A 24,508-nucleotide genomic window follows, 5' to 3' on the forward strand; every position below is an offset into this window, starting at 1 on the left:
CCACGGCGATCTTCCCTCTATGGGCAGCAACACCGCCCATAGAGGGGCGTGTTCTGCCCATTTTTCAAGGAGATGGTCATGAACATGCCATGCACGACACCGGAAAGCGTCATCCCACTCAACGATTTCATCGATGAGTTCGGCGACGGGCTTCTGGATACGCTCAACCATACCCACCCCCCGGTTTACGACGGTCGGGGGAACCCGGGTCGCCAGGCGGTGATGGACTCATTGGCGCGAAAGCCGTTCCCGGCACAGGCCGATGTCGTTCAGGCGATATCGGCCTTGTTGCTGGATCAGAACGAGCGTGCCGGCATCATCAACGCCGAGATGGGTACCGGCAAGACGATGATGGCGATCGCCGTCGCTGCCGTGATGGCGAATGAAGGTTATCGCCGGTCGTTGATCGTCTCGCCGCCACACCTGGTCTACAAGTGGCGACGCGAGATCCTCGAGACGATACCCGAGGCGCGGGTCTGGGTACTCAACGGCCCGGACACACTGGCGAAACTGCTCAAGCTGCGCGAGCAGCTGGGACAGCCCAGTGATGGCCGGCCGGAGTTCTTTGTGCTGGGACGTGTGCGGATGCGAATGGGGTTTCACTGGATCCCGGTGGCCACCCCAAAGCGTACGCTGGATGGACGCTTCGCGGCGTGCCCGGACTGCGGCGGTATGATCCACGACAGCGATAACGAGCCGATCAGGTTCGAGTTGTTTCAGCAGACCGAACGTCAGCAGCGATGCGAAGAATGCGGTGGCCAGCTCTGGACACTCATACGACAGCGGCAACCCGAAGGGGGGGCCCGCCGTCGTTCGGTGCTCAAGGCGCTGCAACGCATTCCGACCATCGGCAAGGTGACATCGGAGAAGCTGATCGACCAGTTCGGGGAGGCATTTCTCTCGTCGATGCTGGCCGACAACGTGCACGAGTTCATCAACCTGATGGACGAGAACGGCGACCTGGTGTTCAACGATCGACAAGCGACGAGAATGGAGCGGGCGATGGCCAACATCGAATTCGGCTTCGGTGAGGGCGGTTTTCAGCCGAGCGAGTTCGTGAAGCGCTATCTTCCTGATCAGTTCTTCGACCTGCTGATCGTCGACGAGGGGCATGAGTACAAGAACGCGGGATCGGCACAGGGCCAGGCCATGGGCGTTCTGGCAGCAAAGGCACGCAAGACGCTTCTGCTGACCGGCACGCTGATGGGTGGCTATGCCGACGACCTGTTCTATTTGCTCTTTCGGGTTCTGACGCCGGTGATGATCGAGGACGGCTACCGTCCCCAGCGCAATTCGCTGGGGGCTGCGTCCATGGCCTTCATGCGGGAACATGGCATTCTAAAGGACATCTACTCCGAGCGTGAGGGCATTGGACACAAGACGGCGAAGGGTCGGAAAACGTCGGTGCGCACGGTCAAGGCACCGGGGTTCGGGCCGAAGGGCATACTGCGCTATGTGTTGCCCTTTACGGTGTTCCTCAAGCTCCAGGACATCGGTGGTGATGTACTTCCGCCGTATGACGAGGAGTTTGTAGAAGTGCCGATGTCGTCAGACCAGGCCAATGCCTATGACAGGCTCTCCCGGGAGCTGACACAGGCGCTCAAGGAAGCACTGGCACGCAAGGACACCACCTTGTTGGGTGTGGTGCTCAATGTGCTTCTGGCGTGGCCTGATTGCTGTTTCCGGCCTGAGACGGTCAAACACCCGCGATCGCGGGATTTGATCAACTTCACCAAGTCGATCTTTGATGACGAGTCGACGATGCCCAAGGAGGACGAGCTGGTCGAGCTATGTCGGTCGGAGAAGGCTGAGGGTCGTAAGGTCCTGGTCTACTCCACCTATACCGGCAAGCGTGACACGACGAGCCGCTTGAAGCGCGTCCTCGAGCAGGCAGGGTTGAAAGTGGCCGTGCTGCGCTCGAGCGTCGACACCAGTCGGCGGGAAGACTGGATCGCGGATCAGGTCGAGAAGGGGATCGATGTGCTGATCACCAACCCCGAATTGGTGAAGACGGGCCTCGATCTACTCGACTTTCCGACGATCGCCTTCATGCAGACGGGCTGGAACGTCTACACACTCCAGCAGGCGGCGCGTCGATCGTGGCGAATCGGTCAGCACCGGGCGGTGCGTGTGATCTTCTTCGGCTACGCCGAGACATCACAGATCGCCTGTCTGCGGCTGATGGCCAGCAAGATCGCCGTAGCGCAGAGCACGTCCGGGGACATCCCTAAGTCAGGGCTCGATTCGCTCAACAGCGATGGCGAGTCAGTCGAAATGGAGCTGGCCCGTCAGCTGGTCGCTTGAGGCTTCATTCACTTCAACCTAACCCCTCTTCGGAGGGGTTTTCTGTTTGAACGGCGTATAGGAATAAGGCAGATATCCAGTTCTCGTCTGGTTGTTGAATTTGCTTGTCCCTAGCAAATGAAGCTTATGCGCTAAGAACATAGAAAAACCTTCGTAGTTATTAGGTATATTCAAAAAAGATCTAACGTTAGAATAATTTCTAAGCTACTCTGAAGGCATGTTCTTTCAAGGAGCCCTCATGAACACCCACGCTCTTGCACGAGGCAATCAGGATGGTGACCGGCCCGACGTCGCCGGTTTTTTCGATCCTCGCACCTTCAGTATCCAGTACGTCGTCAGCGACCCCGCCACGCGGCATTGCGCGATCATCGACCCGGTGCTCGATTACGATGAGAAGTCCGGCGCCACGGCAACGTTCCAGGCCGATGAGCTGCTGGCCTACATTGAGCGCGAAGGGCTCGAGGTCGAGTGGATTCTGGATACCCACCCGCACGCGGATCACTTTTCCGCCGCGCGCTATCTGCACGAGAAAACCGGTGCACCTACCGCCATCGGCCGGCCGGTCACCCAGGTGCAGGCGCTGTGGAAGGCGATCTACAACTGGCCGGACCTGAAGGACGACGGCAGCCAGTGGGATCGTCTGTTCGACGAAGGGGATACCTTCAAGCTGGGCGAGATCGATTGCCACGTGATGCACTCGCCGGGCCATACGCTGGCCTCGATCACCTACGTGATCGGCGATGCCGCCTTCGTTCACGACACCCTGTTCCAGCCCGATTTCGGCACCGCCCGCGCCGACTTCCCCGGCGGTGACGCCCATCAGCTATGGCACTCGATCCAGGCGATCCTTGCACTGCCCGACGAGACGCGCCTGTTTACCGGTCACGACTACATGCCCGATGGGCGCGAGCCGCAGTGGGAGAGCACCGTGCGCGAGCAGCGTGAGCACAACAAGCACCGGCTCGGCGAGAGCAGCGAGGCCGAGTACGTCGAGCTGCGCAATCGTCGCGACAGCGAATTGCCGATGCCGAAGCTGATCCTGCATGCGCTGCAGGTCAACATTCTTGGCGGCCGTCTCCCCGAGCCGGAGAACAACGGCAAGCGCTACCTGAAACTGCCGCTCAACGCCCTGGAAGGTGCCGCGTGGGAGTGAGAAGGCGTCGTTGCCAGTCTGTATCGCACCGCGCCGAATCGACCAAGGGGAGCCAGTCATGAACGAATCGACAGTCGTGGACGAAACGAAGACCAAGAACGACCAACGCCATGACATCGTCATCATCGGTGGTGGGGCAGGGGGCATCGCGGTCGCCGCGAGTCTGCACAAACGCCGTTCCGATCTCGATATCGCTATCGTCGAGCCTGCGCAGGATCACTTCTACCAGCCCGGCTGGACGCTGGTGGGAGGTGGCGTGTTCACTCCGGAGCAGACCCGGCGTTCGATGCGCTCGGTGATGCCGAGCTTCGTGACCTGGCACCAGACCGCGGCGGAACGGCTGCTGCCGGATTCCCGCCAGGTCGTGCTGGGCAATGGCGTGACGCTGGGATATCGAGCGCTGGTAGTCGCGCCGGGACTCGAGATCGACTGGCAGGCGATCGATGGCCTCGAGGAGACGCTGGGCAAGAATGGCGTGACGTCGAACTACCGTTTCGATCTGGCGCCTTATACCTGGTCGATGGTGCAGTCGATGCGCGGCGGCAAGGCGCTCTTTACCCAGCCTCCGATGCCGATCAAGTGTGCCGGCGCGCCACAGAAGGCGATGTATCTCTCCTGCTATGAGTGGGAGAAGCAGGGCATTCTGAACAATATCGACGTTCACTTCCACAATGCCGGTAGCGTGATGTTCGGCGTTTCGGACTTCGTGCCGGCGCTGGATGAATACGTGCAGCGCTACGGCATCCACAAGCAGTTCCAGCAGAACCTCGTCGCCGTGGACGGTCCGGCCCAGAAAGCGCGTTTTCGCGTCACGAGCGAGGACGGCAGTGAAGAGATCGAAACCGATTTCGACATGCTTCACGTCGTGCCGCCGCAGCGCGCCCCACGGCTGGTGCGCGAATCGCCGCTGGCCAACGAGGCGGGGTGGCTCGATCTCGATGCCGACACTCTCCAGCACAACCGCTTCAGCGATGTCTTCGGTCTCGGCGATGCCAGCGGCACCGGCAATGCCAAGACGGCTGCCGCCGTGCGCAAGCAGGCCCCGGTAGTGGCGGACAATCTGGTCGCGTCACTCGATGGCAAGCCGATGCCCTCCGGTTACCCAGGGTATGGCGCCTGCCCGTTGACGGTGGAGCGTGGCCGCGTGGTGCTGGCGGAGTTCGGTTACGGCGGCCAGTTGCAGCCGACCTTCCCGTCCTGGATCAACCAGGCGACAAGGCCGACCCGGCTCGGCTGGAACATCAAGGCGCAGCAGCTCCCCTTCATCTACTGGAATCTGATGCTCAAGGGGCACGAGTGGCTGGCCAAGCCGCAGGCGCGCACTTGATCGAGGCCGTCGGCATGAATCCCCGGCGGCGACACGGCTTGGATAGCGAGGCCGGCAGATCATGAATCAGCCGCACAAAACCGGATTGGCACGCTGGCTTCCGATCCTGGACTGGGGGCGGCGTTATAACGGCGAGTTGCTGGGAGAGGATCTGCTGGCGGCCATCATCGTGGCGCTGATGCTGATTCCGCAGGCACTGGCCTACGCGATGCTGGCGGGACTTCCCCCGGTGGTGGGGTTGTACGCAAGCCTCGTGCCGCTGGTGGTCTACACGCTATTGGGGACCAGCACGACGTTGTCGGTGGGACCGATGGCGGTTGTCTCGTTGATGACGGCATCGGCCTTGTCGCAGGTAGCCGAATCGGGTTCGCAGAACTATATCGCCGCGGCCTTGGTACTGGCGCTGCTTTCCGGCGGCATTCTGCTGATCATGGGGCTCTGCCGGCTGGGCTTTCTGGTCAACTTTCTGAGCCACCCGGTGATGACCGGCTTCGTCAGCGCCTCGGGCGTACTGATCGCGGCGAGTCAGCTCAAGCAGTTGCTTGGAGTCGATCTGTCGGGCTCGACGTTACCGGCGCTGGTGGCTCAGCTGCCTTCCGTGCTGGAGGATGTCAGTCTACCGACGATGAGCATCGGGCTGGGATCGCTTCTGGTGTTGTGGCTGGTACGGCGGTGGGGTAAATCCGCGTTGGAGCGCTGCAGAGTACCGGCCAGAGTGGCGGGCGTGCTGGTCAAGTTGGCGCCGATCGCCACCATCGTGCTGGCGACGTTGGTGGCCGGTGCGGCGGGATGGCTCGGTAATGGTGTCGCCGTCATCGGCGAAATTCCTGCCGGCCTGCCGCCGTTGACCCTGCCCGACTGGGAGCCTGCGCTGTGGCGATCACTGATCGGCTCGGCAGTACTGATCAGCATCGTCGGCTACGTGGAGTCAGTGTCGGTGGCGCAGGCGCTGGCGGTGCGTCGAGGCGAGCGCGTCGACCCGGATCAGGAACTGATCGGGTTGGGGGGAGCCAATCTGGCGGCTTCGTTCACCGGTGGCATGCCGATCACCGGCGGCTTCTCCCGTTCAGTGGTCAACTTCGATGCCGGTGCCCGTACTCCGGCCTCCAGTGCGTTCACCGCGGTGGGCATCGCCTTGGCCATGCTGTTTCTGTCGCCCTGGCTGAGACAGTTGCCGATGGGAACGCTGGCGGCGACCATCGTCATCGCCACCGTGTCGCTGGTCGATCTGGCGGCGTTCAAGCGTGTCTGGCGCTATGCTCGTGGCGAAGGCATCGCCATGTCGGCGACTGCACTGGCGACGCTGATGCTGGGCGTGGACGTGGGGATCCTGGTCGGTGTTGCCATGTCGCTGGCGTTGCATCTGTATGGCACCAGCCGGCCGCACAGCGCGGAAGTCGGTCGCATCCCCGGCACCGAGCATTTTCGCAACGTCCGTCGCCATGCCGTGGAAACCGACGCCAGTGTCGCCATTCTGCGCGTCGACGAGAGCCTTTATTTTGCCAACGTTCGTCACTTGGAGGATCTGATCACGGCGGTGGTCACTCGCGATCCACCGCCGCGGGATCTAGTGCTGGCCTGCCAGGCAATCAATGTCATCGACGCCACGGCATTGGAGAGTCTCGAAGCGCTTAATCGGCGCCTACAGGACAGACATATCGGATTGCATCTTGCCGAGGTCAAAGGGCCGGTGATGGATCGATTGAGTCGTACTGAATTGCTCGAAACGCTCAATGGCCGGGTTTTTCTGAGCACCTTCGATGCCTGGTGCGAGCTGCATGGCCGAGGCTCGGCGCCGCTGAGCCATCCCAGTATCGAAACATCGGTATCTGGATATTCAGCAACTGCTGGCTGAAAATATCGATATAAAATGGAAGGTGATTGTCGGCCCTGGCTGCCTGAGGTCGAAAACAGGGCTTGCCGAAAAGCAAGCCCTCGACAATGTTAAGAAACCACTTAAATTTTGGTCATGCGCAAATATGGACGGATTTCCTTCCAGCCTTTCGGGAAAAGAGATTTTGCTTCTTCATTGGAAATGGATGGAGGGATGATGACGTCATCGCCTGTGCGCCAGTCAGCGGGGAGGGCACAGTGATTGCTATCGCCGCACTGTAGGGCATCGATTACCCGAAGAATTTCATCAAAGTTGCGGCCCACAGCCATCGGGTAGGTCATGGTCAGGCGGACCTTCTTGTTTGGGTCGATGATAAACACGCTGCGCACAGCTGCGGTTTCGCTCTCGCCATCGTGGATCATTTCGTACAGCTCAGCCACTTTGCAGTCGGCATCTGCAACGATCGGAAACTGCAGGTCGCAGTTCTGGGTGTCGTTGACGTCTTCAATCCACTTTACGTGTTCCTCGGCTGTATCCGTGGATAGGCCCAAGGGTTTTACATTGCGTGCTTCGAATTCTTTCGAGAGTTGGGCTGTCCGTCCCATTTCAGTGGTGCATACTGGTGTGAAATCAGCGGGATGGCTGAAAAAGAAGACCCATGAATCGCCTGCCCATTCGTGGAAGTTGATCTCACCTACTGTGGTATCGATAGTGAAATTGGGAGCGGTATCGCCTAGTAACAAACTCATTGCTGATCTCCTGTTCGTGCTTGGTCAGAAGCTTTATGCCGCCGAACCCGGTGCCAATGATGACTGCTGTTATGACGTTAGTAAAAAAAGTTATGTCCATAGATCCAATAGTTTTTTATTATCGATTTTTATTTTTTGGTTTTTGTGATAAGAGCTATAATGATCTGAAGCCAGATGCCGTTTCAGAAAGCGGTCAACTCCCGACAAATTTAGAGCGCAAGAGAGGTGGATATGGAGATAAAACGGCTTGATGGTCGATTGAGCGTCACGGCACAGCCCGAGCTCAATGAGCTTGAGCAACTGGCAGCTCAGGGGTTTCGCACGATTCTTTCCAATCGTCCACGGGGCGAGAGTGAGGATCAGCCGGACCCGGATACGCTTGAGCAAAAAGCGGAATCCTTGGGGATGGCCTGGTATCAGCTCCCGGTCAAACCCGGTGAGTATGCGCAGGGTGATATCGATGAGTTCGGCCGTATCCTGAGTGAAGCGCCTGGGCCGATTCTTGGATTTTGCCGTTCGGGCAAGCGCGTTACTCACCTTTGGGCTTTGTCGCAGGCAGGGCATCGCCCCGTTCCTGAACTCATCGAGGCGGCACAATCCGCCGGTTATGATCTTGAGCCCTTGCGTGAACGTCTCGAGCAGCAGGCAAGCCAGGCGAACTCAGGGCACTAAGCACGCCGACCGACAAGCCCCCGGTGCCAGACAGGGCTGTGCAGCATTTTTCGAAACGCCACATTTTCTTGAAACGCGAATAGTTTCATGGAGCTACATTTGGATATAGAGGCAAGTCTTTCAGGGTCGGTGGGCGGTATTCTTATCGGCCTGTCTGCCATCTGGCTGATGGGGTCACTGGGACGTATTTCCGGCATCAGTGGCATTCTCTCGGGGCTCCTGCTGGAGCGACCCCGGGGCGATTCAGGCTGGCGGCTGGCTTTCCTGCTGGGCCTGGTTAGCGGCCCTATGGTGCTCATGCTGCTGGGTGGGGAGCTCGGTAATGTTGCCGGTGCCCCTAATGAGGTCATCGGCGCGCCGGCGGGCGGTGTCGGGTTAATGGTGATCGCGGGTCTTCTGGTCGGCGTAGGCACTGGTATCGGCAGTGGCTGTACCAGTGGTCATGGTGTGTGTGGCCTGGCGCGGCTTTCGCCCCGGTCGATGGTCGCGACGCTCGTCTTCGTGCTGGTCGCCATGCTGACCGTGTTCGTGTCGCGTCACTGGCTGGGAGGCGCATCATGAAAGCACTGGCAGGCTATCTGGCAGGGTTGCTGTTTGGGCTCGGACTGGCGATCAGCGGCATGACCGATCCGGCACGGGTCATCGACTTCCTCGACGTGGCCGGCGACTGGGATCCGACGCTAATGTTCGTTCTGGGTGGCGCCGTGGTCACCACCTTCATCGGTTACCGGCTGGTTTGGCGACGCCAAGCGCCGCTGTTCGAATCCCGGTTTCAATTGCCCACTCGTCATGACTTCGATGCCCGTCTGCTGGGCGGTGCGGCGCTTTTCGGTGTCGGCTGGGGCCTCTCCGGCTATTGCCCGGGGCCGGCGGTCGCCTCGTTTGTCGGGCTGAGCGCTCCCCTCATGGCGATGCTGGTTGCGATGGTAGTCGGCTGGTGGCTGGCCCGAGTCGTCTCGCGCTGAGAAAGGGGAAAGACTTACGGACCTCAGCAATAGCTCAACATAAGTCGATCACCCCACCCACCCAAATAGGGAGCATAACATGCACTCTACTTCGCGACTTATGACTGCTGCCTTGGTTGCCATGCTGGGAAGTTCCTTGGTGGATGCAAGTGCACTGGCAGCGGAGCTGTCCTTCAAGACGCCCGTGATCGATGGCGTGGGCCAGATTCGCTCCCAACCTGCACAGGACCTGAGTTATCAGCCAAGGATTAAAAGGCGGTCTTCAACCTGACTCAAGCTGCCAGCGAGCCGGATCAGATCAGCGAAGTGCTACAATACGTCGCAAGAGCCTTGGGTCTTTACGCCGAGGTCAATGTACCTCTGGAGCGACTGGGCTTGCCATTCGTGCTGCAGGGCGGCTTATAGATTGGTTTCAAGTTTTAAGAGCGGGGGATTAATGCTGACTTTGGCGGGGTGGGCTACGCCACCATGGTGCTGCTGATGAAGGCCACTCCGCTGGCCATGGGCGTCGTTCTACCGGAACTTATTGATACCTATTCACCAGGCTTTTGTCGGCAATGACTCGTTATCGACTCGCCACGCCAGGTGAGGTGACGAAAGATGGGCTGGATAATAATTCCTACTCCGGTGTCGATGTTTCTTTTCTTTGGCGCGAGATTGAGTTGCAAGTGATAGCTGTATTGGCTCGACACATGCCCCTGTTTTCTCGCGTTATTTCCAGGAGCGACAGTTTATGAAGTTGACGCGCCGGTCTTTTCTGACTGCGACAGCTCTAGCAGGAGGCGTTGCGTTGGCTGGCCCATTCGCATGGCGGCTGGCAAACGCCGCCGAGCCCAGGGAATTGAAGATTCCCGAGCTAATCGATGCCCGCCATCACGGCCAATCGGTTTCGCTGAGGGTGCAACCCGGAAAGACATCGTTTTTTCCTGGGCGAGAAAGCGAAACGCTTGGCTATAACGGGAGCTATCTTGGCCCCACGCTGCGTGTCCACCGTGGCGATGACGTGGAAGTCGCTGTTACCAACGCACTTAGCGAAGATACCACCGTTCATTGGCACGGCCTGTTGATTCCCGGCGAGCTTGATGGGGGCCCTCACCAGACGATACCCACCGGGGCCACCTGGCAACCCGTGCTCCCCATCCGCCAGCCAGCGGCAACGCTCTGGTATCACTCGCATGCCCATGGTCGTACGGCGGAGCAGGTCTATGCCGGGCTGGCCGGCCTCATGATCGTCACCGATGACGAGGAAAAGGCCCTGGAGTTGCCTTCGGAGTATGGTGTCGATGATATCCCCTTGATAATGCAGGACCGCCAATTCGAGAACGGCTCCCTCGTGCTTCCGCAGGGCATGAGGACGAGGATGCACGGACGCCGAGGCGATACCTTGATGGTAAACGGAACGATCAATCCGTTTGCTCGGGTTCCCGCCCGGCTGGTTCGTCTTCGGCTGGTCAATGGCGCCAATGCCAGGTTCTTCGATTTGGCATTCACGGATGGCCGGCCCTTTCACTGGATGGCTTCCGAAGGCGGCTTGCTTGAGAGGCCGGTCGAGTTGCGCTCGCTACGCCTGGCGCCCGGCGAGCGCGCCGAAATCCTCGTTGACTTCTCTGATGGCCGGCCCGTTACCCTGGCAACCGGGCCGGACAGTAATGTCCCCAGGATGCGCATGATGGAGCGTACAGCCGACTTGACCGGGGGTGAAAGAGATGCCGTCGTCAGATTCGAGCCTCAGGGCGCTGAAACCTCCGTTGTCAAGGTGCCCGAGCAGCTGTTGACCCATGAGCGCCTCGATGCATCGACGGCCATACGGCGACGCCGTTTCGAAATGACCATGGGCATGGGAAGCATGATGGGCGGCGGATCGGGAGAATTCGGCATCAATGGGCGCTCGTTCGACATGGGGCGGGTCGATGAACGCGTCGGCCTCGGAGACACCGAAATCTGGGAAGTCTCCGGCGCGATGATGGCCCATCCGTTCCACATTCATGGTGTGCACTTTACCGTTCTGAGCCGAAACGGCTCGCCCCCGGATATTAGAGACCAAGGGCTGAGGGATACGATCGTGGTCCAGGAGCCCGTCGAATTGCTCGTGCAGTTCCTGCAGCCGGCGGAAAACGCTCCCTTCATGTACCACTGCCATATCCTCGAACACGAGGATAACGGGATGATGGGCCAGTTCTCTGTCAGTTGAACCAATTGGCTCAGGCTGCCGATACTGGGCGGCCTAGAGTGCCTTTCAGAACCTGCCTTGAAGTTTGTTCAAACAGACCAGGGAGCAGCCCAGCAACGTAAAGGCATAATGGATATCGACTCGCCGTTCATAGCGCGTGTTGAGTTGCCTCATCCGGCCCAGTCAGGCAAAGGTTCGTTCGACAACCCAGCGATAGCATCCGAGTCGCTGACTATCCTCGATCCTCGACGAGCAATACGGGGCTGAATGCCACGCCGCCGACAGGCTCGGCGGCAACGGCGATGATCGTACGCCTTGTCCGCATGGAGTTTGGGGTAAGCGGATTAAATGGTTGATCTTACCTTTGCATGAGAGTGAGACAGACCGGCATCTCATCGGATTATCTGGTTGATGCTTCACCTACTGCTGGTGCATGTTTCCTTCGCTAATTCCAGCAAGAACCCCACACGCCTCAACTTCCCGGTCATCGTTGCAACTCGCTCTCAGTGAAACGAGTTGTTTCTCAAGCGCTTGCAGAGCGGTTATCTGCGACCGCACATGAGAGATGTGATCATCGAGCAAGGCGTTGACGGCGGTACAAGGCTGATGAGGGTCGTCCTGATAGCTCTGTAGTTCGTGAATCTCAGCCAGTGACAGGCCCAGGATTCTGCAGCGACGGATGAAGGCCAGCCCCTCACCATGCTTCTCGGTATAGACACGGTAACCGTTGTCCTGCCGATCAGGCGGCGGCAACAAGCCCTGCTGTTCATAGAAGCGGATCGTCTGTGTTTCGACCCCTACCAACTGCGCCAACTGACCAATGCGCATCAGCCTCCTCCCCAACGGATTCTTTACTCTATTGACCTTATAGTAGCTTTATAGTTTTAAATGGTACCACAACATTGTTCAAGTGGAGTCGTATCATGAGCAAATCCTGTGGTGGCGCCTGTGGCGGTGATGCAACGTCCGCAGCGGATACCGATATACAGGCCTCCTCCGAGGCGCCAGGGAGATGGGTCAGTGTTTATGCCGTGCCGAAGATGGACTGTCCATCAGAAGAACGAATGATTCGCCTAGCCCTGAACGGCTTTGAGGAGATTCGGGCGCTGTCCTTCGACTTGTCGAACCGCCGGCTGAAGGTCGTGCATGACGGCGAGGTCGAGCCCGTCACCTCGAAACTGAAGACCTTGGGGCTAGGCGCCTCGCTTCAGGAAACCGTCGCTGCAAATCCGGAGACCATCAAGGCCGCCGAGTTTTCGGCAGCTTCTGCTAAGCAAGAATCCGGGACCCTGCGCTGGTTGCTCGGCATCAATGCACTTCTGTTCGTGGTGGAAATGACTGCCGGTCTGATCGCCCAGTCCACCGGCCTGATTGGAGAATCCCTGGACAATTTTGCCGATGCGGCGGTGTACGGGCTTGCCCTTTATGCGGTTGGACATAGCGTGAAAATGCAGGTACGTGCCGCGCATCTTGCTGGTGTACTGCAACTGATCTTGGCTGTGGGCGTGCTCGTAGAGGTGGTGAGACGCTTTGTATTCGGTAGTGAGCCTGAATCGCTGGTGATGATGGCTATCGCATTCGTCGCATTGATTGCCAATACCAGTTGTCTGCTGCTCATATCCAAACATCGGGAAGGCGGGGCGCACATGAAGGCAAGCTGGATATTCTCGGCCAACGACGTGGTGATCAACCTGGGGGTCATCACCGCCGGCGCCCTGGTCGCGTGGACCGGTTCCAATTATCCGGATCTGATTATCGGCACCATCGCGGGGGGCATTGTACTTAACGGTGCCAGACGCATTTTGGCGTTGAAGGGTTAAATAATGCTCATTATTGGCAAAAAGCTCTCGCCGTATGCCCTATTGTCCATATCGGGCCTGCTGGCAGCGTCTGATCAGGCTGTAAAGTGGCTGGTGCAGCAATCAATGGCCTATGGCGAGTATGTTTCGGTGACCCCGTTCTTTAACTGGGTGCACCTATGGAACACCGGTGCCACATTCAGTCTTTTTGCGAATGGTGGAGGCTGGCAGCGCTACTTTTTTATCGGAATCGCGGTAGTGGTCTCGATTTTTCTGATCAAGCTGATCCTTGAAAATCGTCATAAAGGAGAAGCCATCGCTTACAGTCTTATCCTCGGTGGCGCCATGGGCAACCTGATTGACCGGGTCTTTCGCGGCTATGTTGTGGATTCCTTTGATTTCTATTGGCGAGACTGGCATTGGCCGGCCTTCAACCTGGCTGATATTGCAATTGTCCTCGGTGCCTTACTTTTCGTTTCCAGCAGCTTGTTGGGTAAAAAAGCAAACACCAATGCCGAGCCGGATGGATCTGACTGACACCTACGCCTATACAACACCATGACCGAACTTCCCGACAACATCCTTCACCTGCCGCAATACCAAGTACTGGGCTGCAAATCAACCGACGACGAAATGCACTTCCAGGTGGACGTGCCCGATCCCATCGCCTGCGAGGAATGCGGCGTGCAGGGTGAGTTCGTACGGTTCGGCAAGCGTGACGTTCCCTATCGTGATCTGCCCATCCACGGCAAGCGGGTCACTCTCTGGGTGGTCCGCCGCCGATACACCTGCCGGGCCTGCAAGACAACATTCAGGCCCCAGCTACCGGAGATGGTGGACGGATTCCGTATGACACTGCGGCTGCATGAGTACGTGGAGAAGGAATCCTTCAACCACCCCTACACCTTTGTGGCGGCACAGACCGGCCTGGACGAGAAGACGGTGCGCGACATCTTCAACGCCCGCGCCGAGTTCCTGGGGCGCTGGCACCGCTTCGAGACGCCCCGCATCCTGGGCATTGACGAGCTATACCTGAACAAGCGCTACCGCTGCATTCTGACCAACATTGAGGAGCGAACCCTGCTCGACCTGCTGGCCACCCGCCGCCAGGACGTGGTGACCAACTACCTGATGAAGCTGAAAGACCGGCAGAAGGTCGAGATCGTCAGCATGGACATGTGGAACCCCTACCGGGCAGCGGTCAAGGCTGTGCTGCCCCAGGCCCGTATCGTGGTCGATAAGTTCCATGTGGTGCGCATGGCCAACGATGCCCTAGAGAGAGTGCGCAAGGGCCTCAGAAAGGAGCTGAAACCGTCCCAGAGCCGGACTCTCAAGGGAGACCGGAAAATCCTGCTGAAACGCGCTCACGAAGTCTCAGACCGGGAGCGCCTCATCATGGAGACCTGGACAGGCGCGTTCCCGCAACTGCTGGCCGCCTACGAGCACAAGGAGCGCTTCTACGGCATCTGGGACGCCACCACACGGCTCCAGGCAGAAGCCGCCCTGGACGAGTGGATAGCCACCATCCCGAAGGGCCAAAAGGAAGTCTGGAGCGATCTGGTCAGGGCAGTGGGAAACTGGCGCGAAGAGACCATGACCTACTTCGAGACGGACATGCCCGTCACCAACGCTTACACGGAGTCCATCAACCGACTGGCCAAGGACAAGAACCGTGAAGGGCGCGGTTACTCCTTCGAGGTGATGCGGGCACGAATGCTCTACACCACGAAGCACAAGAAGAAGGCACCGACTGCGAAGGTCTCTCCTTTCTACAAGAAAACCATCGGTTACGGACTGCCGGACTTCGCAGAGGAACTCAACTACGGAGTCGATCTATCAACCATCTGAGGGTGGTATCAGATTGATGGGGTGAAGGTGCCCCATCAACCATTAAATCCGTATACCCAATAGAACAGGGGCAGGAGGTAAGGAAACAGCAGCGTGATCAGCACCAAGGCAGCGATGGTCCAGAAGATGGCTTTATACGTCGTGCGAACCTGTGACATCGCGCAGGTTTCGTCTGGCTTACAAGCGGTGGCAGGCCGGTAGATTCGGTGCCAGGCGAAAAACAACGCCACCAGTGCCACTCCCACGAAGAGCGGGCGATAGGGTTCCAAGGCCGTCAGGTTGCCGATCCAAGCGCCCGAAAAGCCCAGTGCAACCAGCACGAGCGGCCCGAGACAGCAGGTCGAAGCGAGGCCGCCGGCTGCCAGGGCACCACGACCGTTCTTGGATTCCGTCATTAGGTTGTCCTTCTGAATTCTTGGCCGATACGCTAACGTTACTTCCGTAGTCAACTACGGAGTAAAGCTCAATGAATGAGGCACCGGAAAACCTGACCATCGGCACCATTGCCCAAGCGGCCGGGGTCAATGTGGAAACGATCCGCTTCTATCAGCACAGGGGGGGCCAACGCCGGAGCGCCCACCTGGCGGCATCCGGCGATATGGCAGCGCCGACGTGGCGCGAGTGAAATTCGTGAAAGCGGCGCAGCGGCTAGGATTCAGCCTGGACGAGATCGGGCAGCTACTGGCTCTGGAGGATGGTGCTCATTTCAGCGAGGCGGCGGAACTGGCGTTACAGCGGCTTGACGACGTGCGCGCCAGGCTGGCTGATCTGACCCGCATTGAGGCGGCCTTATCCCGGCTGGTCGATGGATACCATGCACATCAAGGGACGATGTAGTGCTGCCATCTTCTGACATTCCGTGCAGCCATCTTTTGAAACTGACACCCACCCCAGCTTTCACGTACTGATGCCTCGGGCGGTATAGTCTGGCACTGTGCTGCGAGCCAAGACCGCTACCGACCGGACGTGATCAGTCGGGTACGGCAGCTGCGCAGTGGCACTCGCACTCGCACTTACAAAGTTGGGCTCAAATGGACTGGTGTGCAGGAACATATGCAGGGTTGTTACCAGTCCGCGCTGGGCTCGCCAGTTGTCGACGGATCAGAGCCATTGCTCTTGCTCTCTGCCTCATGCTGAACTTGTCACTCTTCTGCCAGCCTGTTCAGGAAAGAGCAAACTGGTTCTCCAGAGGCCTGATACACATCTTCGATGATCAGAAGTTGTGTTCGTAAGGCGAGATTGAGCCTTTCCTTAAGCTGACCTTAAGTTCTGTCAGTCTATGCTGCATTATCGACTATGTTTGCAGACAAGGGAGGAGAGGAAATGCGAGCGCTGTTGGTAGAGGACGACCCTCTGCTAGGGGATGGCGTGAAGACGGCGTTGGAACGTGAAGGCTACGCCGTAGACTGGTTTACCTCAGGGAGGTCGGCGCTGGCAGCACTGGTGGCCGAGGAGTTCTCGGTGGTGATCCTCGATCTTGGTCTACCCGACTGTGATGGTCTGGAGGTGTTGGCCGGTATCCGTCAGACAAGCGCGTTACCGGTATTGATCCTTACCGCGAGGGATGCCATTGAGGAGCGTGTCCGTGGTCTTGATGCCGGAGCCGATGACTATGTCCTCAAGCCTTTTGACCTACAGGAACTGCTGGCGCGTTTGCGGGTGATCATGCGCCGTGCCTCCGGGCGCACCAGTTCCACCATTGTATTGGGGGCTCTGACGGTGGATGAAGCCACGCATGCGGTGTCCTGGTGCGGTGAGGACATTGTATTGAGTCGACGTGAATTTGCACTGCTGGTGGAATTGGCGAAAAATCCTGGTCAGGTGTTGTCGCGCCCACGCTTGGAGAGTCTGTTGTATGGTTGGGGGGAAGAGCTTGAATCCAATGCGCTGGAGGTGCACGTGCATCATTTGCGCAAGAAACTCGATAAGACAGTCATCGTCACGGTACGTGGCATTGGCTATCGCATCAGTCCTGACTTGGCTGTTCATTGATGGTTTCGATTCGCCGCTATCTATTTCGCGTGCTATCGCTGACATTGGTGCTGATTACTTTGCTGTCGGTCGCTGCGGCTTATCTGATCTCCGAGCATGAGTTGGAGGAGATCCTGGATGCTCAGTTGGCGATAACCGGTCGTGGGCTAATGAGCATGTTACCGGACTCACCCTCCAGGCAAGATTATCAGCGCCTGGCGCAATGGTTGAAACAGGATAGGGCTGAAGCTGCCTTGTATGCTGCTGACGGTACTGATATTGCGATAGTGGCGAGTGACGAGCAACCAGGGAAAATATATCACCACGAAGAACGCAAGATGAGTTTAGGGTTCTGGGATAAGCAGGGGCACCCCTTGTTGATGGGGCCGGGCTGGCATGGTAGCTCGACAGAATTTCCTGCTCCTGACAGGCAGACTTTCCGTTGGCTCACCTTTGGAGATACCAGTTGGCGCGTTATTTCCATGCAGGATGAAGCGCGTGGTCTGTGGCTGCAATTAGGCATCGAGAAGGAATATTTTGATGACATCACCGAACGAGTTGCCCTGAACCACTTGTGGCCAATGTTGTTGCTATTGCCATTATGTCTGTTTGTGATGTTGTACCTTATCCGGCGAGGCTTGGTGCCGATCAGTGATTTGTCACGACAGGTGGAAGGTCGTGGCTCGCACGATCTGGCACCTATTGAATTGCCCGTGCCCCACGAGTTGAAGAGCCTTCGAGGTGCTCTGAACAACTTTATCGAGCGCTTGAGCGTGGCATTCGAGAAGGAGCGCCGTTTTACGGCAGATGCTGCGCATGAATTGCGTACACCGCTGGCTGCGCTGAAAATACACTTGGACAATGCCATCGACGGTGAGAATGACTCTCTTCCCAAAGCGCGTCAGGGCGTTGAACGCTTGCAACGCGTTGTTGAACAGTTACTACTGCTGGCTCGTGTCGACCGACAGCAACAATCCGCTACCGAGGTCATCGACCTACGCTATCTGGTGATGGAGCTGGCTGCTGAACTCTGGCCGTTGATCGAGGCTCGCCAGCAGAACCTGGAACTCGAACAGCTGCCGAGCACACGAGTGGTGGGCAACAGTACGGAGCTTGGCATCCTGATCCGTAACCTGCTTGATAATGCCATTCGCTACACACCTAATGGAGGGCATATAGAAGTCTCTTTGTGTGTAACAGGAGGCACCGTCAAGCTCGATATTCACGACTCTGGACCAGGCATTCCCGATGAGCTTCTGAGTGAAGTCACTGAGCGATTTCGGCGTTTCAGTGATGCCTCAATTACTGGCAGTGGTTTGGGGTTGTCCATCGCTGTGGCATTGGCCAGGCACCAAGGGGTAGTTCTTGGCTTAAGCAACCACGCTGAAGGTGGGTTGGTCGCACAATTGTTATGGCCTGAGCTACCACAATGATCCCGTGAACCACTGGTTGAGCTTGGTGCAGAGTGAACCATGGTGGTTCGTATTGGATAGTTTGGGTGACATGGTTTGCGATAGCGTGCTGCACTGCTATCACCAGGTATGCAGTACTGTTCTGCAGCGCATCGTGCGTTGGTGGTTGTTTGCTTCTTTCCCCCTCTTTCCCTTCCTTAAGTATTCGTTAAGAACTCTCATATATAGTTTGCACAGGTTTCTGTTTCGGGAAGGTGGTGATGTGATTCAACCTCTTGTAAGCGTTGTGATTCCAGCCCATAACGAGGCGCAGAACCTGGCGACATTACTGGATGAATTGGACTTGTCACTCCAGGCAGCAGGTTATGCCCATGAAATCCTGGTCATGGATGACGGCTCAAGCGATGAAAGCTGGTCGTTGCTTGGATCACGTGCCGAGCAACAGCCAACGCTGCGCCCAATGCGTCATCAGCGTAGTGCCGGTCAGAGTACATCGATATGGCAGGCGGTACACCTGGCACGCGGTGAATGGATTATCACATTGGATGGCGATGGCCAGAACGATCCGGCAGACATTCCTGTGTTGCTTGAGCGTGCGCTCAAAGACGATGTGACGTTGGTTGCTGGGCATCGAATCCAACGTCATGATGATTGGGTCAAACGCTTCTCATCACGTCTGGCCAATCGTGTACGAGGCGCACTACTCAAGGATAATACCCCAGATACCGGCTGCGCCCTGAAGGTATTCCGTCGAGATGCTTTTGTGCGCCTACCGTACTTCGATCATATGCATCGCTTCCTGCCCGCACTGATCCTTTCTCAAGGCGGGAGCTGTGTTTCCATGCCGGTGAGCCATCGCCCGCGTCAGGCTGGGCAATCCCATTACGGTATCAAAAATCGGCTGTGGGCAGGGTTGCTCGATATCAGTGGAGTGATGTGGCTGCGCTATCGTTCGCGTTTGCCAGCGGAGGTTGTCGAACACACCGCCATTGAAACGCCTTTTACTGTCAGGCAGTCGGTGGCTGAAAATGACTAGTACTCAGGTATGGCTTTGTGTCGGTTTTCTTGGTCAGGCATTGTTCTCGGCGCGTTTCATGGTGCAATGGCTGGCCAGCGAGCGTGCCAGGCGCAGTGTAGTGCCCACTGCGTTCTGGATTTTCAGCCTCGCTGGTGGTGTCACACTACTGACTTATGCCCTCTACCGTCGTGACCCAGTTTTTATACTTGGCCAGGGGGCTGGTTTATTCATCTATACCCGTAATCTAATTCTTATCCGCCACGAGCGTGCCAACGGGGACGCCAGAAACGATGATGACCAGCAAGTGGCTCCGCGTTGATATGAGTCCTCCGGCGTGGTTGCGCCGCATTCATGCTTGGCCTCTGGCGCTACTTATGCTGCTGGGGTTGATTTTGCTCGCCGTGGGGGTTGGATTGCGTGATCCTTGGCCTGCCGATGAGCCGCGTTTCGTGCTCAATGCACTAGAAATGCTCAAGACAGGGCAGTTCTGGATTCCACATCGTGCCGGAGAGCTGTATCCCGATAAGCCGCCTATCTTCATGTGGTTCAGCGCGGCGGCCATACAGCTTACCGGTTCGGTGCGTATCGGATTCATGCTGCCGTCTCTGCTTGGTGCGTTGGGTACGCTGGCATTGGTGGTTGATCTGTCGCGACGGCTGTACGGTCGTCGCATTGCCTGGCTGGCAGGATTGACACTGCTTGCAAGCTTTCAATTCGAACTCCAGGCAAGAACCGCACAAATCGATATGCTACTGAACTTGTGGGTTAGTCTTGGCGTCTACGGTGTTCTTCGCCATGTCCTGCTGGGGCCAGCAATTCAGTGGTGGTATATTGCCTGCATTGCCATGGGACTGGGTGTACTGACAAAGGGAGTCGGCTTTCTTCCCTTGCTTCTGCTGCCTGCTGTGTGGATCCTCGCGAGGCAGGGCAGGGTGGAAGGTATTAGTCTGCGCGAGTTGTTGATCGGTATTGCACTGCTGATAGGCATTCTTGTGTTGTGGGTCGGGCCGATGGTGATCTACACCAGCTTTTCCGGTAATGAGGCATTGGTTGCCTATCGTGACAATATCCTGTTCAAGCAGACCGGAGATCGTTATGCCAGCTCATGGCATCACATCAAACCTTGGTACTTTTACCTTGTAGAGGTCGCCCCTTGGGCGTGGTTGCCAATGACGCTCGGTCTGCCGTGGCTGATGCCCGCTTGGTATCGGCGTGTTCGTCGCGTCGACCCGCGCGTTATTCTGCCGCTCAGTGCAGCGTTGCTGATCATTCTGTTTTTCTCACTATCACCTGGTAAGCGCGGCGTCTACCTCCTCCCGGTCACGCCGCTATTGGTGATAGCGGCTGCTCCGGTGTTATCCGGACTGCTCTGTATACGCCGCTTGCAAGGCCTGGCATTGCTTCTTCTTGGTTTTCTGGCGATGGCCTTTCTAGTGGCAGGGGTTCTTGGCGCCTTCGGCTTTCCGGTACTTGAGGCTCTTGCTACTCGGCATGATATTCAACCTTGGTGGTGGTGGGGCGCACTGGGTTGTAGTGGCGTTGTTCTATCAATTGGGCTGCGTCATGGTAAGGGGATGATTGCCCTCGTGCTTTGGTTGGGATTGTTCTGGCTGAGTTGGTCAACTTGGGGCTATCGCCTGATGAATGAAGCTCGTTCGCCTTATGACTTCATGCGCCATGTTGAACAATTCACCGGAGCGGGCCAGTGGCTGGCAATACCTGACTTCGACGAGGAGTTTGTGCTCCAGGCTCATCAACCTCTGGTTCACTTCGGCTATCACACTCCGGATGATGTGCAGTTTCTGACTGCTTTCGGATGGCTCAAGGCTGACCCCGACGAGCGTTGGTTGCTGGTGTCTCAGGAGCAGCGCGATGAACTTGCATGTGCCGACCTTAGCCAAGCAATGGATATGGGCACACAGAATAGCGAAGACTGGTGGTTGCTGTCTGGGCGGGCGTTTGTCCGTTGTTACGGAGATACCCGTGCGGCGCCGATATTCTCTGTACCTGTACCCATCACTAGCGACTTCTCGGGTTCGGAGTAGAGCTGTCAAGGTACATAAGAGTACCTTAAGTTTTGAGTGTCAGAATATATCATATCGCAGTGTGGCACATGGGATGTGCCAACACGATTCATTGATCAGGAACCAACGCCATGGTGACAGTAATGCAGAAGTATGACTACATCGTGGAATCCGAGGAAATTTCCTGGCTGAGTAGTTGGATCGAACAGCATGAACGTGAATATGATGTTAACGTGCGTCGACTGCAGGCTAGAATATTGGTTGTCGTTGGTGTTCTGGGTCTGCTTTGGGCAAGCGTTGGCTTCGGGTCCAGCGTTGCCGTTACCTCGTGTGCGATAGCGATCTTTTTCTCCTGTTATTCTTCGGTGTTATCGTTCTTTGATAACTATCTTTCAAGGAATCAACCATTGGAAGTCAATAATGGGATGAGTGATATGTCGCTGGCAATAACTGTGGCATCCATATTTCCATTGATGTTGTGGTGAGTGGCTGATGAAGTAAGGTTTTGTGTTTAAGTAAAGACTGCTTCTGTTTTTTATTATGCTTGGCGCTGCTTCGGCAGCGTTTTTTGTGGTGATCAAGTATTGAGTTTTGTTTCATAAATAGTCGAGAGTTTAAGCTCTTAACTTTCTGTTAAGCACGCACTCCTATAGTTGGTGGAAGACTGTTTAATTATGTCTTGGTGTTATACCTTTGCCACCTTCAGAGGAGAAACCGTGCTTACTATACCAGGTACCTTTGCGTCAGGGTTATTGGCCAACACGACACTTCGGCACTTGGCTCTTGTCTGGTTGGTCTTTGCCGTTGTCGATATCACTTTGGCCAACGTTGGGGCTGATTTCGCTGTTGCAGACAGGCTGTACCAACTCGAAGGAAATGGCTGGAACTGGAAGGATAATATCTGGTTATCCGCAGTGCTACATGAAGGTGGGCGGGGGGTGAGTGAAGCCATGGGCCTTGCGACTTTCGTCGCGCTTGCCTATGCATGTTGCTCAAAAGCCCATCGTTGGTTGATTCGGCCGCTGGGCTATCTGTTTCTCAGTGTCGCCCTATCGACCTTGAGCATCTCCATTCTCAAGGGACTGACGCATATGGATTGCCCGTGGTCATTGACCCGCTATGGCGGTGAGACTCCATTCATCGGTCTGCTTGAGTTGCGCCCTTTAAGCCTTGGTAGTCCGCAGTGTTTCCCGGCAGGGCATGCCAGTGCTGGTTACGCTTGGTTAGCATTGTTTTTCTTCTTGACTGTGACGGCACCGCGCTGGCGTTGGTGGGGACTCTGTTTTGGATTGCTGATGGGTATTGTATTTGGTGTGGCTCAGCAGCTTCGGGGCGCGCATTTTCTTTCCCACGATATATGGACGGGAGTTATCTGCTGGAGTGTTTCCAGTGTGTTGTATATTGTGATGTTTATACAAACAACCCATGGTTCATTAATTAATGGTTGAGAGTTTGTATGTTGAAGAATTTTATCTCTATGTTTTTCGGGTTTAATCGTCCCGTAATGAGAGTGGAAACGGTCACTCTATTGGCCTCACTGTACTTCTCGTTGGTGTTCAATGGCCCGTTCTGGAAAGCAGTGTCAGAGTTTTATGATCTTTCCAGTGGATATGCATGGGTGGTCATGTCGGCATATTTTGTCATGTTGACGACTCTGCAATATCTAGTGTTTCTTTTTTTTGTCAATCGTTATACGGTGAAACCCATATTGTCCTTGCTGACGATCTTGTCGGCAGGGGTGTTCTATTTTATTACTCATTATGGTGTCTACATCGATTCCGATATGGTCACTAATGTTCTCGAAACAGATCCGCGAGAGGCTGGCGAGATATTGACGCCAGGCCTTGTGGTCAATGTGGTTGTGGCATCAATTGTACCGATTGCGCTGCTGTGCCTGGTCCGGGTCAGGAGAAGTACATTACTCAAGGCTGTGGTATGGCGTATGGTATTTATGGCTTCCGCTCTGATCTGTGTGACGAGTGCCCTGATGATGACCTTTCACAGCTTTTCTCCACTCATGCGCAATAACCCGGAAATGCGCTATCTAGTCACTCCCGGGAATGCGATTGTCTCGACAATCGAGTCTGTCTCCGATCATTTCCGTAAGTCGGATTCACTACGTCTGCCGATTGCCGAGGACGCCACTCGTGAGGAGAGCGCACACACGCGCAGAAAGGTATTTTTGTTGGTACTGGGCGAAACAGTGCGTGCACAGAATTGGGGGTTGAATGGATATGGCAGACAGACTACCCCACAGTTGGTCAGCCGAGCCCCGTTCAATTATTCGTCTGTCACTTCCTGTGGCACTAGTACGGCGGTATCCGTGCCGTGCATGTTCTCGCCGATTGGACGCAACAACTACGACAAAGGTTATATCGAATCCCACGAATCCGTGCTCGATGTACTGTCTCGAGTGGGTGTCGATGTTCAGTGGATTGATAACCAATCGGGCTGCAAGGGGGTTTGTGACAGGGTACCACATGCCAAAGTGGTGGCATCCGATTATCCTGAAGAATGCTCGACCGGACGTTGCATGGACGCAGTGCTTGTCTCGGAACTGGAGCGTGCCCTGACGGATGTGAAGGGAGATAGCCTTATTGTATTTCATGAGCTGGGTAATCACGGTCCAGCATATTATGCCAGATACCCCGGGAATTTCCGAAAGTGGTTACCTGAGTGCAGAAACGAGGATATCGGACAATGCAACGATGAGGATATTATCAATGCTTATGATAATGCAGTCCTCTATAATGACAGCATACTCAGCCGAGCGATAGATGAACTTGCTGCGCGAAAGAACTTGGATGTGTCGCTGTTGTATGTCTCCGACCACGGCGAATCATTGGGCGAGGCTGGTGTCTATCTGCATGGGCTTCCATACATCATCGCTTCCGATGAGCAGACGCACGTACCGATGATCTGGTGGATGCCCGAACGCACCATGCAGGATATTGGCATTACTGCTCAGTGTATGCAGCAACATTCCGACGATGCAGTCAGTCACGCGTATCTGTTTGATACTCTACTGGGTTTTTTCGACGTACGCACCAGCAGCTATCGCCCCGATCAGGACCTGGCAGCAGCATGTCGGCAGATGGGATAGCTGGTTGGGTGGGAGGAGCGACTGCAGGGAGCGTGGTAGGAAAGCAGGGCAGGAGTGTCATCGCGATGCTTCTGCATTTTGATCAGTCGCGGGTGCGCTTATGGACTTTGTCACGCATACTGCCTTTCAGGCGCTGACCGTCCAGTTTTCAAGGTCGTA

24 protein-coding genes and 1 pseudogene are annotated in these 24,508 nt (G+C 56.5%); 21 read left to right on the plus strand and 4 right to left on the minus strand.

Annotation, left to right across the window (positions count from 1 at the left end; translation table 11 throughout):
- The first annotated feature begins 78 nt into the window (after positions 1–78).
- The 4 genes from BUE38_RS06805 to BUE38_RS06820 all read left to right on the plus strand — a co-directional run bounded on the left by BUE38_RS06805 (position 79) and on the right by BUE38_RS06820 (position 6,639).
- Positions 79–2,304: a DEAD/DEAH box helicase gene (locus BUE38_RS06805; RefSeq protein ID WP_073434292.1), complete on the plus strand. Its 2,226-nt coding sequence runs from the start codon at positions 79–81 to the stop codon at positions 2,302–2,304.
- 238 nt (positions 2,305–2,542) lie between these two features.
- Positions 2,543–3,457 (plus strand): MBL fold metallo-hydrolase, encoded by a 915-nt coding sequence (locus BUE38_RS06810; RefSeq protein ID WP_073434293.1) that lies wholly within the window; start codon positions 2,543–2,545, stop codon positions 3,455–3,457.
- A gap of 58 nt (positions 3,458–3,515) precedes the next feature.
- A complete protein-coding gene (locus BUE38_RS06815; RefSeq protein WP_073434294.1) occupies positions 3,516–4,784 on the plus strand; it encodes an NAD(P)/FAD-dependent oxidoreductase in 1,269 nt (422 codons plus the stop codon).
- A gap of 61 nt (positions 4,785–4,845) precedes the next feature.
- A complete protein-coding gene (locus BUE38_RS06820; RefSeq protein WP_073434295.1) occupies positions 4,846–6,639 on the plus strand; it encodes a SulP family inorganic anion transporter in 1,794 nt (597 codons plus the stop codon).
- Positions 6,640–6,740: 101 nt separating this feature from the next.
- Here BUE38_RS06820 and BUE38_RS06825 read toward each other — a convergent pair whose 3' ends face one another.
- The gene (locus BUE38_RS06825; RefSeq protein ID WP_073434296.1) at positions 6,741–7,367 is read right to left on the minus strand and encodes a peroxiredoxin; all 627 of its coding nucleotides are present in this window, start codon (positions 7,365–7,367) and stop codon (positions 6,741–6,743) included.
- A 231-nt stretch (positions 7,368–7,598) separates the two neighbouring features.
- Here BUE38_RS06825 and BUE38_RS06830 point away from each other — a divergent pair, with 231 nt between their 5' ends.
- The 4 genes from BUE38_RS06830 to BUE38_RS06845 all read left to right on the plus strand — a co-directional run bounded on the left by BUE38_RS06830 (position 7,599) and on the right by BUE38_RS06845 (position 11,195).
- On the plus strand, positions 7,599–8,039 hold the full coding sequence (locus tag BUE38_RS06830; protein ID WP_073434297.1) for a protein tyrosine phosphatase family protein: 441 nt from the start codon (positions 7,599–7,601) through the stop codon (positions 8,037–8,039).
- A 99-nt stretch (positions 8,040–8,138) separates the two neighbouring features.
- Positions 8,139–8,600, plus strand: coding sequence for a YeeE/YedE family protein (locus BUE38_RS06835; RefSeq protein WP_073434298.1), 462 nt, complete (start codon positions 8,139–8,141; stop codon positions 8,598–8,600).
- Positions 8,597–9,004, plus strand: a complete 408-nt coding sequence (locus BUE38_RS06840; protein ID WP_073434299.1) for a DUF6691 family protein — start codon at positions 8,597–8,599, stop codon at positions 9,002–9,004. Before BUE38_RS06835 ends, BUE38_RS06840 begins: the two co-directional genes overlap by 4 nt.
- A gap of 733 nt (positions 9,005–9,737) precedes the next feature.
- Entirely contained in the window at positions 9,738–11,195 is a 1,458-nt protein-coding gene (locus tag BUE38_RS06845; RefSeq protein ID WP_073434300.1) for a multicopper oxidase domain-containing protein, read from the plus strand.
- A gap of 45 nt (positions 11,196–11,240) precedes the next feature.
- On the opposite strand, the pseudogene BUE38_RS23240 reads toward BUE38_RS06845, so the two are convergent.
- Both BUE38_RS23240 and cadR read right to left on the minus strand, forming a co-directional pair.
- A pseudogene (locus BUE38_RS23240) lies at positions 11,241–11,506 on the minus strand (transposase); the annotation flags it as partial.
- 88 nt (positions 11,507–11,594) lie between these two features.
- Positions 11,595–12,002: a Cd(II)/Pb(II)-responsive transcriptional regulator gene (cadR, locus tag BUE38_RS06850; RefSeq protein WP_004364961.1), complete on the minus strand. Its 408-nt coding sequence runs from the start codon at positions 12,000–12,002 to the stop codon at positions 11,595–11,597.
- Positions 12,003–12,097: 95 nt separating this feature from the next.
- Here cadR and BUE38_RS06855 point away from each other — a divergent pair, with 95 nt between their 5' ends.
- The 3 genes from BUE38_RS06855 to BUE38_RS06865 are packed head-to-tail and all read left to right on the plus strand — an operon-like array spanning position 12,098 to position 14,821.
- Positions 12,098–12,994, plus strand: coding sequence for a cation efflux transmembrane domain-containing protein (locus BUE38_RS06855; protein ID WP_004574643.1), 897 nt, complete (start codon positions 12,098–12,100; stop codon positions 12,992–12,994).
- A gap of 3 nt (positions 12,995–12,997) precedes the next feature.
- Positions 12,998–13,510: a signal peptidase II gene (gene lspA, locus BUE38_RS06860; protein WP_073434301.1), complete on the plus strand. Its 513-nt coding sequence runs from the start codon at positions 12,998–13,000 to the stop codon at positions 13,508–13,510.
- Between the two features lie 21 nt (positions 13,511–13,531).
- A complete protein-coding gene (locus BUE38_RS06865; RefSeq protein WP_004574636.1) occupies positions 13,532–14,821 on the plus strand; it encodes an ISL3-like element ISPpu12 family transposase in 1,290 nt (429 codons plus the stop codon).
- Between the two features lie 35 nt (positions 14,822–14,856).
- On the opposite strand, the gene merT is transcribed toward BUE38_RS06865, so the two are convergent.
- Positions 14,857–15,216, minus strand: a complete 360-nt coding sequence (gene merT / locus BUE38_RS06875; protein WP_073434302.1) for a mercuric ion transporter MerT — start codon at positions 15,214–15,216, stop codon at positions 14,857–14,859.
- A 71-nt stretch (positions 15,217–15,287) separates the two neighbouring features.
- Between merT and BUE38_RS23560 the strand changes: the two genes are divergently transcribed.
- The 10 genes from BUE38_RS23560 (at position 15,288) to BUE38_RS06920 (ending at position 24,349) form a co-directional block, all read left to right on the plus strand.
- On the plus strand, positions 15,288–15,446 hold the full coding sequence (locus BUE38_RS23560; RefSeq protein ID WP_443093373.1) for a MerR family transcriptional regulator: 159 nt from the start codon (positions 15,288–15,290) through the stop codon (positions 15,444–15,446).
- Entirely contained in the window at positions 15,434–15,658 is a 225-nt protein-coding gene (locus tag BUE38_RS23565; RefSeq protein WP_443093372.1) for a MerR family DNA-binding protein, read from the plus strand. Before BUE38_RS23560 ends, BUE38_RS23565 begins: the two co-directional genes overlap by 13 nt.
- A 486-nt stretch (positions 15,659–16,144) precedes the next feature.
- Positions 16,145–16,813, plus strand: coding sequence for a response regulator (locus tag BUE38_RS06885; protein ID WP_073434303.1), 669 nt, complete (start codon positions 16,145–16,147; stop codon positions 16,811–16,813).
- On the plus strand, positions 16,813–18,225 hold the full coding sequence (locus BUE38_RS06890) for an ATP-binding protein (protein ID WP_073434304.1): 1,413 nt from the start codon (positions 16,813–16,815) through the stop codon (positions 18,223–18,225). The genes BUE38_RS06885 and BUE38_RS06890 overlap by 1 nt, the downstream gene beginning before the upstream one ends.
- Positions 18,226–18,277: 52 nt before the next feature.
- On the plus strand, positions 18,278–19,240 hold the full coding sequence (locus tag BUE38_RS06895; RefSeq protein WP_234986804.1) for a glycosyltransferase family 2 protein: 963 nt from the start codon (positions 18,278–18,280) through the stop codon (positions 19,238–19,240).
- The gene (locus BUE38_RS06900; RefSeq protein ID WP_073434306.1) at positions 19,233–19,541 is read left to right on the plus strand and encodes a lipid-A-disaccharide synthase N-terminal domain-containing protein; all 309 of its coding nucleotides are present in this window, start codon (positions 19,233–19,235) and stop codon (positions 19,539–19,541) included. Before BUE38_RS06895 ends, BUE38_RS06900 begins: the two co-directional genes overlap by 8 nt.
- The gene (locus BUE38_RS06905) at positions 19,513–21,267 is read left to right on the plus strand and encodes an ArnT family glycosyltransferase (RefSeq protein ID WP_234986805.1); all 1,755 of its coding nucleotides are present in this window, start codon (positions 19,513–19,515) and stop codon (positions 21,265–21,267) included. Before BUE38_RS06900 ends, BUE38_RS06905 begins: the two co-directional genes overlap by 29 nt.
- A 110-nt stretch (positions 21,268–21,377) precedes the next feature.
- Positions 21,378–21,731, plus strand: coding sequence for a hypothetical protein (locus BUE38_RS06910; RefSeq protein ID WP_073434308.1), 354 nt, complete (start codon positions 21,378–21,380; stop codon positions 21,729–21,731).
- A gap of 231 nt (positions 21,732–21,962) precedes the next feature.
- Complete coding sequence (locus tag BUE38_RS06915; RefSeq protein WP_073434309.1) at positions 21,963–22,694, plus strand: phosphatase PAP2 family protein; 732 nt, start codon at positions 21,963–21,965, stop codon at positions 22,692–22,694.
- 8 nt (positions 22,695–22,702) lie between these two features.
- Complete coding sequence (locus tag BUE38_RS06920) at positions 22,703–24,349, plus strand: phosphoethanolamine transferase (protein ID WP_073434310.1); 1,647 nt, start codon at positions 22,703–22,705, stop codon at positions 24,347–24,349.
- The last annotated feature ends 159 nt before the right edge of the window (positions 24,350–24,508 follow it).

It is taken from the genome of Halomonas cupida (assembly GCF_900142755.1).
Taxonomy (GTDB): domain Bacteria; phylum Pseudomonadota; class Gammaproteobacteria; order Pseudomonadales; family Halomonadaceae; genus Halomonas; species Halomonas cupida.